Genomic DNA, 16,502 nt, shown 5'->3' with positions numbered 1-16,502 from the left:
CACGACTCGGAGCGGTGCGGTGGTGCCTCCACCCGGCCCGGGCGCGGGCCGGCCTGGCTGCGGGGGCGGAGCCGGCCCCGGGCGCGGGGCCCGGAGCCGGGGCGCCGACCCGGAGGTCGGCTCCCCGCTCAGCGGCCCTTGTTGCCGTTGACGGTCTCGGTGATGGCGCGCAGCGACTGCTGCAGCGAGCCCATCGTCGCGAGGACGGCGGTCGGCTCGTAGCCGCAGTGGGCCATGCAGTTCTCGCAGCGCGGGTCCTTGCCGCGGCCGTACTTGCTCCAGTCGGTCTTCTCGACCAGCTCGCGATAGGTCGGCACGTAGCCGTCGGCCATCAGGTAGCAGGGCCGCTGCCAGCCGAACAGCGAGTAGTTGGGGATGCCCCAGGGGGTGCACTCGAAGTCGGCCTTGCCCTCCAGGAAGTCCAGGAAGAGCGGGCTGTGGTTGAGGCGCCAGCGCTTGCGGTTGCCGTCGGCGAAGGCCGCGCGGAAGAGCGCCCTGGTCTGCTCGACGCCGAGGAAGTGCTCCTGGTCGGGGGCCTTCTCGTAGGCGTAGGCGGGCGAGATCATCATCTCGTCCACCTTGAGCTCGTCGTTGAGGTAGTCCAGCACCTCGATGACGGTCTGCGGGGTGTCGGTGTTGAAGAAGGTGCTGTTGGTGGTGACCCGGAAGCCGCGCCGCTTGGCCTCCTTGATCGCGGCCACGGCCTCGTCGAAGGTGCCCTCCTTGGCCACCGACTCGTCGTGCCGCTCGCGCATGCCGTCGATGTGCACCGCGAAGGTGAAGTACGGCGAGGGCGTGAACTTGTCCATCTTCTTGCGCATCAGCAGCGCGTTGGTGCAGAGGAACACGTACTTGCGGCGCTCGACCAGCTGCCGGACGATCTCGTCGATCTGCGGGTGCATCAGCGGCTCGCCGCCGGCGATCGAGACCATCGGGGCACCCGACTCCAGGACCGCGCCGACCGCCTGGGCGACGGGCATCCGCTGCTTCAGGACGCCCGCCGGGTGCTGGATCTTGCCGCAGCCCTCACAGGCGAGGTTGCAGGCGAAGAGCGGTTCCAGCTCCACGATCAGCGGGAACTTGTCCCGGCGCTTGAGCAGCTTCTGCTGCATGAGGTAGGTGCCGACCCGCACGGTCTGGCGCAACGGCATGGCCATGGCTAGCTCGCCTCCTGGGGGAGCGTCGAGGATGTGGGGTGGTTCAGGTCTACGGAGCCGGGCGCGCGCTCCTGCCGGTACCAGTCGACGAGGGCGGGTACCGTCGCCCGCAGGGTCCGCCAGGCGCGCACCCCGGCCGGGAGGGTGCCGGGCCGCAGCAGCTCGTGCTCGGGCGTGTCCACCACCACCCGCAGAACGGCCGCCGGCAGCACGGGCCGGACCTCGCGCAGCGCGGCCAGGACGGCGGCGGCCTCCATGTCGACGGCGAGCGCGCCCTGGAGGTGCAGCGCCCGCCGTTCGATGCCGCGCACCACGTGGTCGGCGGTGTGGTGCACGCCGGTGTGCACGGTCAGGCCGCGCTCCTTCAGCGCCCGGGTGAGCTCCGCGCCGGAGTCGAGCGGGTACAGGTGGCCCTCGGCGTCGCGCACGCCGTCGGCGGCGACCACGTCGCCGGGCAGGACGCCCGGGCCGAGCGCGGCGCCGAAGCCGGCCACCACCACGGCGCCGTAGCCGCTGGGCGCGGAGCCGAGCAGGCGCCGGACGGCCAGCCCGGCGCGGCGCCGGCCGACCCCGGTGCGCACCAGCACCGGGGACCCTCCGGTCGCACCGCGCCAGTCGCCGCCGCGCAGGGCCCAGACCTCGGGGCCCAGGGCGCAGAGCACCAGCAGGGGCGCGGTGGTCACCGCGCCGTCCCGATCGCCGGGGTTCCGTCGGCCCGGATCGTGCCCGGGGCGCCGTTGAGGTAGCGGCCGAGCGCGGTGACCGGGAAGACCAGCCGGTACAGGTGGTAGTTGATGGAGAAGTCCCACGGGAAGCCGGTGCCGGTGAACTGCGGCTCGTCCCAGGTGCCCTCGGGCAGCTGGGTGCGCACCAACCACTCCGCGCCGCGCTCCACCGCCGGGTTGGCCCGGTCCTTCGGCCCCTCGCCGGCCGCGAGCAGCGCCATCAGCGCCCACGCGGTCTGCGAGGCGGTGGAGTCGCCGCGCCCGGCCCAGCGCGCCGGGTCGTCGTAGGAGCGCATGTCCTCGCCCCAGCCGCCGTCGGCGTTCTGCCGGTCCTCCAGCCAGCGCACCGCCCGGCGGATCGCCGGGTGCTCGTCGGGGACGCCGGCCGCCACCAGGGCGGGCAGCACCGAACCGGTGCCGTAGATGTAGTTGGTGCCCCAGCGGCCGAACCAGGAGCCGTCCGCCTCCTGGTTGCGCAGCAGCCACTCGATGCCGCGCCTGGTCCGGGGGTCGCGGGAGCGGCCGGTCTCGGCGAGCATCTCCACCACGTGCGCGGTGACGTCGGCGGACGGCGGGTCGACCACCTCGCCGAAGTCGCAGAACGGCAGCTTGTTGGGCAGCGTGCTGGTGTTGTCCACGTCGAAGGCGCCCCAGGCGCCGTTCTTGGACTGCATGCCGAGGTTCCACAGCACGCCCCGGTCCACCGCGCCGTCGACCTTGGCCGGGTCGGGGTGGGCGACCCGGCGCAGCGCGAGCACCACCTCGGCGGTGTCGTCGATGTCGGGGTAGGTGTCGTTCTCGAACTCGAAGGCCCAGCCGCCGGGGGCGAGCCCGGGCCGCTTCACGGTCCAGTCGCCGGGCTTGCGGATCTCCTCGCCGAGCATCCAGTCGACGGCGGAGACCAGCGCCGGGTGGTCGGCCGGCACCCCGGCGTCGACCAGGGCGATGGTGGCCAGGCAGGTGTCCCAGACCGGGGACTGGCAGGCCTCCAGCCAGCGCTTGCCGTCCTCGGTGTGCACGGTGAAGCGGTCGAAGGAGGAGAGTCCGGCCTTCATCACCGGGTGCTCCAGCTCGTAGCCCTCCAGGTGCAGGGCGATCAGCGAGTAGACGGCGGGGGGCTGGATGCCGCCCCAGCAGCCGTCGGCCTCCTGGCGTTCGACGATCCAGCGGCAGGCCTGCGAGAGGGCCAGTCGGCGCAGCGGGCGGAAGGCCCGGCGGTGGTAGGCGTGCAGCGCCTTGTCGAGGCGTTCGAACAGGCCGTCCCAGGTGGTGGCGGGGGCGAGCGGCCGGTGGGGGTACGGGTCGTTCGGGTCGGTGTGCAGCTCGGTGAGCGGGAAGGGCGCCGGACGGACCGGGCGGTGGGAGGAGACGACCGTCAGCGGGACGATGGTCTGGCGGGCCCAGCAGCCGAAGGCGTAGATGTTCAGCGGCAGCCACCTGGGCAGGAAGATGATCTCGGGCGGCATCTCGGGCAGCCGTTCCCAGGGCCACCAGCCGAACAGGGCGAGCCAGATCCGGGTGAACACCCGGGCGGCCGCGATGCCCCCGGCGGAGCGGACGTAGCGCGCGGCGGCCAGCATGTGCGGGGCTTCCGGGTCGTCCCCGGCCAGCTTGAGGGCGACGTACGCCTCGACGGTGGTGGACAGCTCGGGCGGCCCGCCGTGGAAGGTGGACCAGGTGCCGTCCTCGCGCTGCTGGGAGCGGATCCATTCGGCGGTGGCGCGGGTCTGCTCCTCGGTGCGGATTCCCAGGAACTGGCGGAGCAGTAAGTCCTCGGCGTCCATGGTGACGTTGGTCTCCAGGTCGCCCTTCCACCAGCCCTCGGACGACTGCAGGGAGAGCAGGTGGGTGGTGGCGCGGGCCAGGGCCTCCCGCGCGTCGGCCGGTCCGTGGTCCGTCTCACCGGCCGGCCGCGGCTGGTCGGTGTCCTCGGGCTGCCACCGCCCCGTGCCCAGCAGGGCCGGGGGGCGGTCGCCCACCGCGACCGGCTCGGAATCGTACTCAGGGTCGAGCCGGCCGTCCGCGGTTGCTGTCAACGTAACGTCACCTCTCTCGTACCACCACGAATTCGGCGAGTGCGACGAAGTGCTCCCGCACCTCGTCGGTCATGGGCACCTCGTCCAGGGCGGCGAGGGCAGTCGTGTGCTGGCGGCGGGCCTCCTCCCGGGTCCAGGCGCGGCCGCCGGCGTCCTCGATCAGGGCGGCGCGGGCGGCGAGCTCGGGCTCGCTCTCCTCCCCGCGTCCCTTCGGGTCGGCCAGCTCTTCGGCGAGCCGGCGCGAGGCCGCTCCGCCCTCGGCCAGGGCGGCGGCGACCGGAAGGGACTTCTTGCGCTGGCGCAGGTCCCCCCAGTGCGGCTTGCCGGTGACCTCGGTGGCGCCCCAGATGCCGAGCAGGTCGTCCACCGCCTGGAAGGCGAGGCCCAGGTGGTGGCCGTAGCGCTGGAGCGAGTCGGAGACCTTGTCGTCGGCGCCGGCCAGGACGGCGCCGATCGCCGAGGCGGCGGCCAGCAGTGCCGCCGTCTTGCCGCCCTCCATCTCCAGGCACTCGGCGACCGTGACGCTGTCGCGCTGTTCGAAGGCGACGTCCATGGCCTGGCCGTCGATCAGCCGGCGGGTCGCCGTGGTGAGCAGCCGGACGGCGCGCGCGGCGTCGGTGGCGCTCGCCCCGCCGGTCACGGCGGCGTCGAGCAGCACCTCGGTGCCGAGCGTCGCCAGGGCGTCGCCGACCAGGATCGCCTGGGCCGGCCCGAAGACCGTCCAGGCGGTGGCCCGGTGCCGTCGGGTCTCGTCACCGTCCATCAGATCATCATGGAGGAGGGAGAAGTTGTGCACCAGTTCAACCGCGACCCCACCGGGCACGCCGACCTCGGCCGCCGCGCCGGTGGCCCGGGCGGACAGCAGCGCCAGCGCCGGGCGCACGGCCTTGCCGCCGTCCCCCGTCACCGGGGTGCCGTCCCGGTCGATCCAGCCGAAGTGGTAGGCGGCGACGGTGTCCATGGGTGCGGCCAGTCGGGCGACGGCGGCCCGTAGCGGCGGGGTGCAGAGCGTACGGCTGCGGGCGAGCAGCTCCGGCACCGAGACCGGTTCGGCGTGCGCCGTGCCTCCGACGGCGTAGCCGGTGCGTGACTCCACGTGCGTTCCCTCTTCCTCGTGGTGCCGGGCCGCACGGGGCGGCCGGGCGCTGTCGGTGCGGCTGGTGTCGAATCGAGTGCCGGTGCCGATGGTTCCAGCAGCGCCGGTGGTGCCGGTACGGCCGGCCGGGCCGCTCCCGGTGGATGCGCCGGTGCGCTCGACGGTACGCCCGTCGGCTCTGGCGGGCTCTCCGGCGGCGGGGCCCGCCGTCACCTGGGCCACCTCCCGTCGCCGCGGTCCACCGGCGTCCGGGTGCCGGCCGCGGCGAGCGCGGCGTCGGCCGCGGCGTGGCCGCTGCGCACGGCGCCCTCCATGGTCGCGGGCCAGCCGGTGGCCGTCCACGAGCCGGCCAGCAACAGGCCGGGGACCTCGGTGCGGGCCGAGGGGCGCAGCGCCCCGTTGCCCGGCGCCGGGTCGAAGGTCGCGGTGCGCTCCCGGGTGACGAAGAAGTCCAGCACCTCGGCCTGGGCCGCGGCCGGCAGCAGCCGGCCCAGCTCGGGCAGGTAGCGGCCGCGCAGCTCGGCCACCGGCAGGTCGATCTCGTCCTGCGCGGCGGACTGCGACAGCGCCAGGTACTGGGCGCCCGGGTGGGCCCGGCCCGTCGGGGTGGCGGCCAGGCCGGAGTGCGCGGTGCGGTCGAAGACCCACTGCACCGGGGAGCCGAGCGCGGCGAAGAACGGCCGGCGCAGCACCTTGCGGTCGTAGACCACGTGCACGTTGAGGATCGGCGCGGTGCCGAAGCCGGCCAGCCGCTCCTGCCCGGGGACCGCGTTCGGCGGCAGCAGCGCGGCCGCGCTGTCCTGGGCGCCGGCCAGCACCACGGTGTCGGCGGTGAGCAGTTCCCCGCCCTCCAGCCGGACGGCGTGCTGCGGCGCGGCCGGCTTCAGCTCGGCCACCCGGGACCGCAGCAGCACCCGGACGCCGGCCCGCTCCAGCTCGGTGAGCGCCCGGTCGTGGTGGATCACGCCGAGCGGGACGGCGGCGGTGCCGATGTCCGAGGCGCCCGGGTCGGAGAGCAGGCCGGTCTTGAACACCATCCCGGCGAGCGCCAGCGAGACCTGGTCGGCCCGGGCGTTCAGGGTGGCGACGCCGACCAGGTCCCACAGGGCGGCCTGGGTGGCGGCGTTCTGCCCGTTGCGGCGCAGCCAGTCGCCGAAGGAGACCTCGTCCAGGGCCGGGTCCGCGAGGTCCAGGCCCCGCAGGGCTAGCGCGCCGCGGACCACCCGGGCGCGGTCGGCCGGGGACAGGTGCGGGTAGCGGGCCAGGCTGCCGGCCAGGTGCAGCGGGACGGGCAGGCCGGCCCGGCGCAGTCGGCCCAGGGTGCGCACCGGGGCCTCCGGCGGCCCGGTGACGGAGAGCACCGGGATGTCGAGGCGGTCCTGGAGGTGGACCAGCCGGGAGGCGCCGAGGCGCTCCAGCAGGCCGCGGTAGGCGGTGCAGCAGCGCAGGTAGACGTGCTGGCCGTTGTCGACGGTGAGCTCGCCGCGCTGGAAGGAGAAGGCCAGGCCGCCGAGCCGGGGCCGCCCCTCCGCGAGGGTGACCCGGTGGCCCGCCTCGGCGAGGCGCAGCGCGGCGGTGATCCCGGCGAGACCGCCGCCGACCACCACGGCGGCCGGGCGCGCGGCATCGGCTCGCCCGGTCATCGGCCCTCCCCCTCGCAGTCGGTGGACCGCCCGCGGGCGGTCCCTGAAGAAGATCCTCGTTTGTTCAACACGGAACTACCCGCACGTGATTCCCAGCTGACACAGCGTGACAGAACTGTTGCGAGAATCAAGAACGCCCCCCGGCGAGCCCGGAAAGCGCCACGTACGCCTTCTCCCAGCCCGGCAGCGAGACCCGGCCGCGCAGGACCGACTCCGGTTCGGCGGCGATCCGGCCGAGCAGCCGGTGGTAGATCCCGGCCATCGCGGCGGTGCAGGCGCGGCTCCGGCGGTCGAGCATCGGCAGCAGCCGCAGGCCCTCCTCGAAGGCGGCCTGGGCACGGGCGGCCTCGAAGGCCACCAGACCGGTGAAGTCCGCGCCGACCGGCGGCTCGGGCAGGGCGAAGCCCTGCTCGCAGCCGAACCGGACCAGGTCCTCGGCGGGCAGGTAGGTGCGGCCGGTCAGGGCGTCCTCGCGCAGGTCGCGCAGGATGTTGGTGAGCTGCAGCGCCAGGCCCAGGGTGTCCGCGTAGCGCGCCCCGAGCTCCGGGTCGTCGCAGCCGTAGACGCCCAACGAGAGCCGGCCGATCGCGCCGGCCACGCAGCGGCAGTAGACCTTCAGCTCGTCGTACGTCTGGTACTCGGCGCCCTTGAGGTCCATCTCGACGCCGTCGATCAGCTCGTCGAAACCGCCGAGCGGGATCGGGAAGCGCCGGGCCGCGTCGGCCAGGGCGACCTTGATCGGGTCGGTGTCGTCCTCGGCGACCACCCCGGAGCGGACCTCGTCCACCAGCTCCCGGGTGCGCACCAGCGCCTCGGCCTTGCGGTCGTCCGGGAGGTCGCCGTCGCCGATGTCGTCCACCCGGCGGGCCAGGGCGTACAGGGCCGACATGGCCAACCGCTTGGGTTCTGGCAGCAACCGGATGCCGTAGCTGAAGTTGCGCGCCTGCAGTCCGGTGACTGCCTCGCAGTACCGGTACGCCGCCATGACCTGGGCCGACGCCAGTGGTGATGCCGCCACGCGGGCGTTCACCTTCCCTTCGCGAAGATGGCCGCCGCCTTCGCTGCGAGGCGGCGCTTGTCCGGCTTCGCCTGCTGGGCGAGCACGTCGTACCCGGCGTCCTCGACGGCCGCCAGGGCCGCATAGCCGCCTGCGGTGAATCCCGCCAGGAGCAGTCGAAGCCTCCCCCGAACCGTACCTACCAATGGTGCGCCGCGGTCGAGCAGGGTGCGGGCCCGCTCGACCTCGAAGGCGATCAGCTCGCGCACCGCGCCGTCGGCGGAGGGCGCGGCCAGGTCGGCCTCGGTGACGCCGAAGCGGGCCAGGTCCTCCGCGGGCAGGTAGATCCGGCCGTGGGCCAGGTCCTCGGCCACGTCCTGGATGTGCTCGACCACCTGGAGGCCGCTGCAGACGGCGTCGGAGAGTTCGGTCCGCTCGGGGGTGGAGACGCCCGCGATGGCCAGCACGAGGCGGCCGACCGGGTCGGCGGAGAGGGTGCAGTAGCCGATCAGGTCGTCGAAGGTGGCGTAGCGGGAGGTGGTCTGGTCCACCCGGTTGGCCTCGATCAGACGGCGGAACGGTTCGGGGGTCAGGCCGTGCCGGTCGACCAGCGGGACGAGCGCGCTCATCAGCGGGTGGCGGGGGCGGTCCGCGCCGGCCGCTCCGGAGCCGCCGGCGGTGCACAGGGCCGTCTCGAAGACCCGGTCGAGGTCCTGCTCCAGTCCGTCGAGCAGGGCGAGCCGGAAGGCGGTCTCCTGCGGAGCCGGCGGGCCGGACTGGTCCGAAGGGGTGGCGGGGGGCGTCTGCTCGACCCCGAGCAGCCGGGCGGTGGCGGCCGGGTCGGCCAGGTCGCCGTCGCCGGCGTCGTCGACCAGGCGGGCGAAGCCGTACACCGCCATCAGGTCGTCGCGCCAGGCCGCGGGCAGGAAGAACGGGGCGACGGGGAAGTTCTCCGCGCCCGCCTTGTCCAGGGTCTGTCCTGCGGAACCGTTCACCGGCGTATCTCTGGGCTGGGCCGAAGCCGACACTGCTGTCACTCCCCCGTTCTACACCGCTTGGCACGACCGGTCCGACTCGGACACGCGTCCGAGCGCGGGCGTCACGCACGGCACACCGCCCCCGCGACCACCAGGCTGACACGCCCGGGCGCGCCGGAGAAGAGCGCCCCGCCGGGGCACCGGGCGCTCGCCTCCGCGCCGGGCGGCGGGAAAGGCGCGGGGCCGGCTCCGGAAGCTCCGGAACCGGCCCCGCGGGAGTGTGACGGGGACTACGGTCGCTCGCCGCGCTCGTAGCGGCTCACGACCTCCTCGGTGGGTCCGTCCATGACCAGCTCGCCGGCCTCGATCCATATGGTCCGCTCGCAGACCTCGCGGATCGAGTTGTTGTCGTGGCTGACCAGGAAGACCGTACCGGCGGACTTGCGCAGCTCGTCGATCCGCCGCTTGCTGCGCTGCTGGAAGGCCTGGTCGCCGGTGGCGAGGGCCTCGTCGATCAGCAGCACGTCGTGGGTCTTCGCGGCGGCGATCGAGAAGCGCAGCCGGGCGCCCATGCCGGAGGAGTAGGTGCGCATCGGCAGGGAGATGAAGTCGCCCTTGTCGTTGATGCCGGAGAACTCGACGATGTCCTGGTAGCGGGCCCTCACCTGGGCCGGGGTCATGCCCATGGCCAGGCAGCCGAGGACGACGTTGCGCTCACCGGTGAGCTCGTTCATCAGCGCGGCGTTGACGCCCAGCAGCGAGGGCTGGCCGTTGGTGTAGATGCCGCCCTTCTCGGTCGGCAGCAGGCCGGCGATGGCGGCCAGCATGGTCGACTTGCCGGAGCCGTTGGAGCCGATCAGGCCGATCGCCTCGCCCTTGTACGCGGTGAAGCTGATGCCCTTGACCGCGTGCACCTCGCGCACGCCGGAGGCGCGCTTGCGGCTGATGATGCGGCTCAGCGCCGAGGTGGCGCTGCCCTTGCCGGAGCCGGCGCCGTGCACCTTGTAGACGATGTGCACGTCGTCGACGACGACGGTGGGCTCGCGGGCGACGTCCGCGTCCGTGACGGTGTCGTTGTTGCTCAGGTCGATGTCAGCCACGGCCGTACTCCTCCTCGGCCTTCCAGAAGAAGACGTATCCGACGACGAACATGCCCACGCCCCAGGCCAGGCCGTACGCCCACTGGTGCGGCGGGAGGGTCTGGTGCACCGGCTGGTGCGGGTTGTAGATGACCGGCGCGAAGGCGTGCCGCAGCAGGTCCATGTAGATCGACGCCGGGTTCAGCGACATCAGCGTCTGGATGTAGTGCGGCCAGTGCGTGATCTTGTCCTGGATGCTGAACATCACACCGGACAGGAACATCCAGGCGCGCATCACGAACGGGATCAGCTGGGAGATGTCGCTGGTCCGGGAGCCGAGCCGGGCCATCACCAGGGAGATGCCGGTGTTGAAGAGCGTCTGCAGGAGCAGCGCCGGGATGATCAGCAGCCAGGTCCGGCCCGGGGTGATGCCGGCGGCGAGCACGGTGACGACCAGGACGACCATCGAGATCAGCAGCTGCTGGAGCTGGATCACGGTGAAGGCGATCGGGAGGCTGGCCCGGGGGAAGTGCAGCGCCCGGATCAGCCCGAGGTTGTCGGAGATCGCCCGGGTGCCGGCCTGCACCGCGTTCTGGGTGAACTGGAAGACGAAGACGCCGATGCACAGCCAGGCGATGTAGGTGTTGTCCGGGAAGCCCTGCTTGCTCGCCAGGATCACGCCGAAGACCAGGTAGAACACCGCGCAGTTGAGCAGCGGGGTCACCACCTGCCACAGCTGGCCGAGCTTGGCGTTGGTGTACTGGGCCACCAGGCGGGCGGTGGCGAAGGCCCAGATGAAGTGGCGCCGGGCCCAGAGCTGCTTGGAGTAGGCGAACAGGCCGGGACGGGCGCCGCTCACCGCCAGACCGTACTTGTCCGCAAGCTGCTTGGGGGTCAGGCCCGCGTCCGCCCCCCTGGGGGCCGAGAGGCTGACGGGTTCACTCACTGTCGACACATTCGTCCTTCACGCGGGATCGGTCGGGGCGGCCGGTCGGCGGGGTCCGCCGGTCGTGCGCCGATGGGGATCCACTGGGATCTCGGGGGAGCCGGCCGGTGTGTGGGCACCGGCCGCAGCGATCGATCATCCGATGCGGATGCCATCAGATGTGATCAGATGATCGGAGGTCGGCCCAGCCTGGTCAGTCGCCAGACGGTACGCCACCGCATGGGCCGCCGCGCACCGCAGGGTTCGCGCCAGCCCGCCCGGAACCCGCCCCACCAGGCCTTCAGCGCCTCCGGGGAGGGGCGGCGGGCCAGGGTCAGCAGGAACCAGGTTCCCAGATAGAGAGGCACCAACAGGGCCGGAAGGTTCCGCCTCGCGAGCCAGACCCGGTTGCGGGCCACGTTGTGGAAGTAGCTCGCGTGGCGGGCGGGCGAGGTCGTGGGGTGGTGCAGCACCACGTCCGCCCGGTAGTCGATGGCCCACCCGGCGTCCAGCGCGCGCCACGCGAGGTCGGTCTCCTCGTGGGCGTAGAAGAACTCGGCGGGCAGCTGCCCGGCCTGCTCGAACACCTTGCAGCGCACCGCGCTCGCGCCGCCCAGGAAGGTCGTCACCCGGGACGAGCGCAGCGGGTCGCTGGCGCGCAGCCGGGGGACGTGCCGGCGCTGGGTGACACCGGTGTCCGGGTCGGCGATCCGGAAGGAGACGATGCCCAGCTCCGGGTCGGCGGTGAAGGCCTCGCGCAGCAGGCGGGCCGAGTCGGTGCGCGGCAGGTTGCCGTCGTCGTCCAGGAAGAGGACGGCGTCGACCTCCGCGCCGTCCCGGCCGAACAGCTCGATGCCGACGTTGCGCCCGCCCGGGATGCCCAGGTTCTCCGGCAGCTCGACGGTGCGCACGCCCTCCGGCAGCGGGGGCAGCTCCACGCCCTGGCCGACCACGGCCAGCTCGACCGCCGGGCCCTCCTGGGCGCGGACGGCCTCGATCAAGGCGTTGAGCTCGGCGGGCCGGTTGCCCATGGTGATGATCACGGCGCCGAGGCGGAAGTCCTCCGCGGTGCCCCGCGCGCTCATCGCAGCCTGCTGGAGAGGACGATGCTCAGCAGGTGCAGCACGGTCTGGAGCATCGCGATCGCGGCCAGGACGACCACCGCGAGCCGGGTGAAGAGCAGTCCGCCGTGCACGGCGTCGGCGACGCCGGCGGCCAGGATGAGCAGCGAGGCCTCGACCGCGCCGACCAGGCGGTGGAACTTCAGGAAGGAGGCCGCCCGGCGGGCCTTGGCGACGGAGGCCGAACGCGGCACCGAGGCGCTGTCCTCGACGGCCGTCAGGCCGCTGCGGGCGCGGGCCACGTCCACCAGGTCGGTCTCGGACTTGATCAGGATCGCGCCGAGCGCGGCCAGGGTGCCGAGGAAGGCCCACTCCCAGTGCGACCCGGTGCCCTCGCGGTGCAGCAGGTCGGTGGCGCGCAGGCCGAGGCCGGTCAGCAGCGCCGCCTCGGACATGTAGTGGCCGACCCGGTCCAGGTAGACGCCGGTGAGCGAGGTCTGCCGCCGCCAGCGGGCCACCTCGCCGTCCACGCAGTCCAGCAGCAGGTAGACCTGGATCAGCAGGGCGCCCAGGACGGCGCCCGCGATGCCCGGCAGGACCAGCGCGGCGCCGGCCAGGATGCCGGTGACCATCATCAGGTACGTCAGACCGTTGGGCGTGATCGCCGTCACGGTGGAGAGCACCCGGGTGATCCGCAGCGAGATCTTCCGCATGTACAGGCGACCGGCCCAGTGCTCGGCACTGCGGCGCTGGAGCATGCCCTCCGGGTGGATCACCGCGCGCAGTTCCTCGATCGAGGGCCGGCGGGTCAGGTCCACCGGGGGCCGTTCGGCGCCCGCGGTGGAGGGGTCAGCTGTTGACGGCTTGGACATAGTCGGCGTACGCGTCCCTGATTGCGGAAGGGGAGAGGTCGAGGTGTTCGAGGATGGTGAAGCGCCCCGGTCGGGTGTTCGGAGCGTAGTGCACCGCTTCGGTGAACTCCGCCTCGGTGAAGCCGATCTGAGCCGCGGTCACCGGCAGTCCGTGGCTCGCCAGGCGCTCCACGATCAGACCGGTCAGCTCGCGCTCGCCCCGCAGGAAGCTGGCGAAGGCGGCGCCGAGGCCGACCTGCTCGCCGTGCTGGGCGGACCGCTTGGGATACAGCACGTCCAGGGCATGCGAGATCTCGTGGCAGGCACCCGACGAGGGCCGGGTGCTGCCCGCGATGTTCATCGCGATGCCGGACAGTACCAGGGCCTCGGCGAGCGCCGTCAGGAGGTCCTGGTCCTGGGTGCTCCCCGGGTGCCGCAGCAGGTTCTCGCCCGCCGAGCGGGCCATCGCCACGGCCAGACCGTCCACCGGCTCGCCGGTCACCGCGTGCGACAGCTCCCAGTCCGCGCACGCGGAGATGTTGGAGACGACGTCGCCCACACCGGCCGCCACGAAGCGCTGCGGGGCCTGTCGGATGACGTCCAGGTCGACCACGATGCCGATCGGGCTGGGCACCCCGTAGGAGCCGCGGCCGGCGTCGTTGTCCAGAGTGGAGACCGGCGAGCAGATGCCGTCGTGGGCCAGGTTGGTGGCGACCGCGACCAGCGGCAGGCCGACCCGGGCCGCGGCGTACTTGGCGGCGTCGATGATCTTGCCGCCACCGAGGCCGACCATCGCGTCGTAGTGGCCGCCGCGCATCGCCTCGGCCAGCCGCACCGCGCTGTCCAGGCTGCCGTCGTCCACGTTGTACCAGTCGGCGCCGGGCAGGGCCGGCTCCAGGCGGCGGCGCATGGCCGAGCCGGAGCCGTTGCTGATCGCGACCGCGATCCGGCCCGAGGCCGACAGCCGCTGGTCCGCGAGGATGCCGCCGAGCGCGTCCAGCGCGCCCGGGCGGATCTCGACGAACAGCGGCGACGGGACCAGTCGGGTCAGTACCGGCACGCGATCTCCCGCGCCTTCGCCAGGTCGTCGTGGTTGTCGACCTCGACCCAGGAGACCTCGCCGATCGGCTGGACGTCGATCCGCAGGCCGCGGTTCACCATCTCCTGGTAGCCGTCCTCGTAGTACAGCTGCGGGTCGCGCTCGTAGGTGGCGCGCAGCGCGTCGGTCAGGTCGGCGGCGGCGGACGGGTTGATCACCGTGAGGCCGATGTACTCGCCGCTCGCCTCGGCCGGCTCCATCAGCTTGGTGATCCGGCGCATGCCGGTGGCCGGGTCGACGACGACCTTCATCTCCTCGTCGGCGAGCTTCTTCACCGTGTCGAGGGCGAGCAGGATGCCGGGGGCGGCGCCGGCGTCGGTCAGGCGCCGGTTGCCCTCCAGCATGGTGCGCTGGACGGAGGCCGGGTGGACGGTGTCGCCGTTGGCGAGCAGCAGGCCCTCGGCGAACAGGTCGCGGGCGCACCAGAGCGAGTAGGCGTTGTTCCACTCCTCGGCCTTGTCGTTCTCGACGAGGTGGAGCTTGACGCCGTACTTGCTCTCCAGGGCGTCCTTGCGGTCGTACACCGCCTCCTTGCGGTAGCCGACGACGATCGCGGCATCGCGCAGACCGACCTCGGCGAAGTTGCCGAGCGTGAGGTCCAGGACGGTCCGTTCCCCGTCGACCGGCACCAGCGCCTTGGGCAGGGTGTCGGTGTACGGGCGCAGCCGGCGGCCGGCGCCGGCTGCCAGAACGAGGCCGATCATGCGGGTCTCCTGATCCGTCGTGCTGTGCGCGGGGCCGTGCCGGGGGCGGCGGCGCCACCGGGGCCCCCGGTCCGGTGTTCGACCGGGCCGGGCGGCGGCGCGCCGGTGCCGGCACAGATCCGGGCACCGTGTCGTATGTGATGGTAGGCGACCGGGGCGACCGGCCAGAACGCGCCCGCCCTGCCCGGGGGCGGCGGCGGGGCGGCGGACGGGCGGCCGCGGAGGGCCCGTCGAACGGCCGTCGGGCCGCCCGGGGGCCGCACCGGATCCGCCCGGGCGCCGCCTGCGGGACAGTGCGGGGAGGCCGTGAGGAGGCGCCGGGCCGGTCGAACGGGCTCCGAACGCACGCCGAACGGTTCTGCGAATTCTGTGACTCTTACGAGGGCATCCCGGACCCTTCTCTGGACGGTTTCCGACTCCTCCGGGTCATGATCCGCCCGGTTGTGCGTGGGACCCCTGCCGACCGCCACCCATACGGCAGACTGGATGCCGACGCCGGCGCCGGTGCCCCCGCTGTGTCCGCCGCACTCCGCCCGGTGTGTCGGAGACACCCGATGCTCCCGTTGCTCCCGCTCCCGAAAGAGGCCCCATGCCCCAGAGTCTTCCGACCGATCCCACGCACTTCGCGGCCGAGATCGACACCGGTCTCGACGTGGAGACCGATGTGACGGTCGACCCCCGGGCCACCGGGTCCGCCCCCGTCGGAACCGAGATCCTGCTGGAACTGGTCGACGACGCGGGCGTCACGATCGGCACCGGCGAGAAGCTCTGGGCCCACCAGCAGCCGGGCCGGCTGCACCGGGCCTTCTCGGTCTTCCTGTTCGACCGCCAGGGCCGGCTGCTGCTCCAGCGCCGGGCCCTCGGCAAGTACCACTCCCCCGGCGTCTGGTCGAACACCTGCTGCGGCCACCCGTACCCGGACGAGCCGCCGTTCGTCGCCGCCGCCCGGCGCACCGCCGAGGAGCTGGGTGTCGCACCGGCGCTGCTGTGCGAGGCGGGCACCGTCCGCTACGACCTGCCGGACGAGGCGTCCGGGCTGATCGAGCGGGAGTGGAACCACCTGTTCGTGGGACTGGTCACCGCGCCGGTCGAGCCCGCCCCGGAGGAGGTGGACGACTTCGCCTTCGTGACCGCGCAGGAGCTGCGCGAGCTGCGGGCGGAGCGGCCGTTCTCGGTCTGGTTCGAGACGGTCTTCGAGGCCGCGCTGCCGGGCATCCGGGAGATCGCCGGGCGGGACTGGTAGTCCGCCCGCCCCGGCCGGTGGTCCGGCCGTCCCGACCGGCGGTCCGGAGGTGTCGGCCGTCGGTCCGGCGTCCGGCCCGGCCGGTCAGTGGTCGGGCCCCGGGGGAACGGGCAGCGAGGCCCAGATGACCTTGCCGCCCTCCCCCGTGTCTTCGACGTCGCACACCCCGCCGGCCTGCAGGGTGACGCTCTTCACCAGCAGCAGGCCGCGCCCGCCGGTGCGTCCGGTGTCGTTCTCCAGCGCCTTCGGCCGGTACGGGTCCCCGTCCTCGACCGATACCCGCACCCAGGCCCGGCGCAGCGACAGCTCGGTGACCACCTCGGGCGACAGCTCGGCGGCGTGCGTCACCGCGTTGCTCACCAGCTCCGAGACGATCAGCAACAGGTCGTCCACCAGCTCCTGGTAGCGCACCCCGGTCATGCCCTGGGCCAGCAGGCGGTCGCGCACCGCGTGCCGGGTGAGCGGCACCGAGGCCTCGGTGGCGGGCACCGGGAAGCGCCACACGCCCTCGGTGGGGCCCGCGGAGGCCGTGGCCCCGACCGGGCCCTCCCCCGGCCTGCCGCGTCTCGGTTCGGCCTTCGCCGCTCCGCTGATCTGCTCCACGTCCAGCCGCCCTTCGTCCGCGACCCGGGAATCAGGCGATCCGCTTCATGGCGCCCTCGGTCCACAGAGGCTAGGAGAGCCGTCGCGGCGGGTGCGGCACCGTCGACAAGTTGCCCGTGTCGGACCGCTTCCGGCCGCAACCGACCGCGGGCGGTGCGGGAGTCGACCGGTTCCTTCGCGGACCCCACCGGTTCGGGCCGGATTCGAGCGCGTTCACAGGCCGTACCAACCTGTGCGGGCGGTGCGCCGCGGCCCCGCGACCCCGGAGCGGCCCGACCAGGATGTCGGCCGGCGCGGCCCCGAGGA

Annotated in this window: 15 protein-coding genes; 1 reads left to right on the top strand and 14 read right to left on the bottom strand. The window is 73.3% G+C overall.

The genetic code is table 11. The features are described 5' to 3' along the window. Positions 1-128: 128 nt before the first annotated feature. From hpnH to AMK13_RS26615, 13 genes are all read right to left on the bottom strand, one after another. Positions 129-1,157, bottom strand: coding sequence for an adenosyl-hopene transferase HpnH (hpnH, locus tag AMK13_RS26675; RefSeq protein ID WP_049649487.1), 1,029 nt, complete (start codon positions 1,155-1,157; stop codon positions 129-131). A 2-nt stretch (positions 1,158-1,159) separates the two neighbouring features. After that, positions 1,160-1,840: a 5'-methylthioadenosine/S-adenosylhomocysteine nucleosidase family protein gene (locus tag AMK13_RS26670; RefSeq protein WP_074004365.1), complete on the bottom strand. Its 681-nt coding sequence runs from the start codon at positions 1,838-1,840 to the stop codon at positions 1,160-1,162. Next, on the bottom strand, positions 1,837-3,861 hold the full coding sequence (shc, locus tag AMK13_RS26665) for a squalene--hopene cyclase (RefSeq protein ID WP_049659813.1): 2,025 nt from the start codon (positions 3,859-3,861) through the stop codon (positions 1,837-1,839). Before shc ends, AMK13_RS26670 begins: the two co-directional genes overlap by 4 nt. Before the next feature lie 64 nt (positions 3,862-3,925). Beyond that, positions 3,926-5,014: a polyprenyl synthetase family protein gene (locus tag AMK13_RS26660; protein ID WP_063780402.1), complete on the bottom strand. Its 1,089-nt coding sequence runs from the start codon at positions 5,012-5,014 to the stop codon at positions 3,926-3,928. A 209-nt stretch (positions 5,015-5,223) separates the two neighbouring features. Next, positions 5,224-6,657 (bottom strand): hydroxysqualene dehydroxylase HpnE, encoded by a 1,434-nt coding sequence (gene hpnE / locus AMK13_RS26655; protein WP_074004364.1) that lies wholly within the window; start codon positions 6,655-6,657, stop codon positions 5,224-5,226. A gap of 127 nt (positions 6,658-6,784) precedes the next feature. Then, positions 6,785-7,642, bottom strand: coding sequence for a presqualene diphosphate synthase HpnD (gene hpnD / locus AMK13_RS26650; protein WP_074004456.1), 858 nt, complete (start codon positions 7,640-7,642; stop codon positions 6,785-6,787). A 41-nt stretch (positions 7,643-7,683) separates the two neighbouring features. After that, positions 7,684-8,649, bottom strand: coding sequence for a squalene synthase HpnC (gene hpnC / locus AMK13_RS26645; protein WP_107418851.1), 966 nt, complete (start codon positions 8,647-8,649; stop codon positions 7,684-7,686). 272 nt (positions 8,650-8,921) lie between these two features. Continuing rightward, the gene (locus AMK13_RS26640) at positions 8,922-9,731 is read right to left on the bottom strand and encodes an ABC transporter ATP-binding protein (protein ID WP_234348229.1); all 810 of its coding nucleotides are present in this window, start codon (positions 9,729-9,731) and stop codon (positions 8,922-8,924) included. Then, positions 9,724-10,665 carry an ABC transporter permease gene (locus AMK13_RS26635; RefSeq protein ID WP_049649806.1) on the bottom strand — a complete coding sequence of 314 codons (942 nt, stop codon included), beginning with the start codon at positions 10,663-10,665 and terminating at the stop codon, positions 9,724-9,726. The genes AMK13_RS26640 and AMK13_RS26635 overlap by 8 nt, the downstream gene beginning before the upstream one ends. 155 nt (positions 10,666-10,820) lie before the next feature. Next, the gene (locus AMK13_RS26630; protein ID WP_074004362.1) at positions 10,821-11,720 is read right to left on the bottom strand and encodes a glycosyltransferase family 2 protein; all 900 of its coding nucleotides are present in this window, start codon (positions 11,718-11,720) and stop codon (positions 10,821-10,823) included. Further along, positions 11,717-12,454, bottom strand: coding sequence for a CDP-alcohol phosphatidyltransferase family protein (locus tag AMK13_RS26625; RefSeq protein ID WP_049649827.1), 738 nt, complete (start codon positions 12,452-12,454; stop codon positions 11,717-11,719). Before AMK13_RS26625 ends, AMK13_RS26630 begins: the two co-directional genes overlap by 4 nt. Before the next feature lie 91 nt (positions 12,455-12,545). After that, a complete protein-coding gene (locus AMK13_RS26620; protein WP_049649808.1) occupies positions 12,546-13,607 on the bottom strand; it encodes an iron-containing alcohol dehydrogenase family protein in 1,062 nt (353 codons plus the stop codon). Further along, the gene (locus tag AMK13_RS26615; protein WP_049649809.1) at positions 13,595-14,350 is read right to left on the bottom strand and encodes a phosphocholine cytidylyltransferase family protein; all 756 of its coding nucleotides are present in this window, start codon (positions 14,348-14,350) and stop codon (positions 13,595-13,597) included. Before AMK13_RS26615 ends, AMK13_RS26620 begins: the two co-directional genes overlap by 13 nt. 589 nt (positions 14,351-14,939) lie before the next feature. On the opposite strand from AMK13_RS26615, the gene idi reads away from it, so the two are divergent. Next, positions 14,940-15,593: an isopentenyl-diphosphate Delta-isomerase gene (gene idi / locus AMK13_RS26610; RefSeq protein WP_079272473.1), complete on the top strand. Its 654-nt coding sequence runs from the start codon at positions 14,940-14,942 to the stop codon at positions 15,591-15,593. An 84-nt stretch (positions 15,594-15,677) separates the two neighbouring features. Here idi and AMK13_RS26605 read toward each other — a convergent pair whose 3' ends face one another. After that, positions 15,678-16,196, bottom strand: a complete 519-nt coding sequence (locus AMK13_RS26605) for an ATP-binding protein (protein WP_380718104.1) — start codon at positions 16,194-16,196, stop codon at positions 15,678-15,680. Positions 16,197-16,502: the final 306 nt, after the last annotated feature.

The sequence above is a fragment of the Streptomyces sp. CB02056 genome (assembly GCF_001905545.1).
Lineage (GTDB): Bacteria > Actinomycetota > Actinomycetes > Streptomycetales > Streptomycetaceae > Kitasatospora.
The sequence above is the reverse complement of the archived record's forward strand: the minus strand, read 5'-3'. Positions and strand labels throughout refer to the sequence as shown.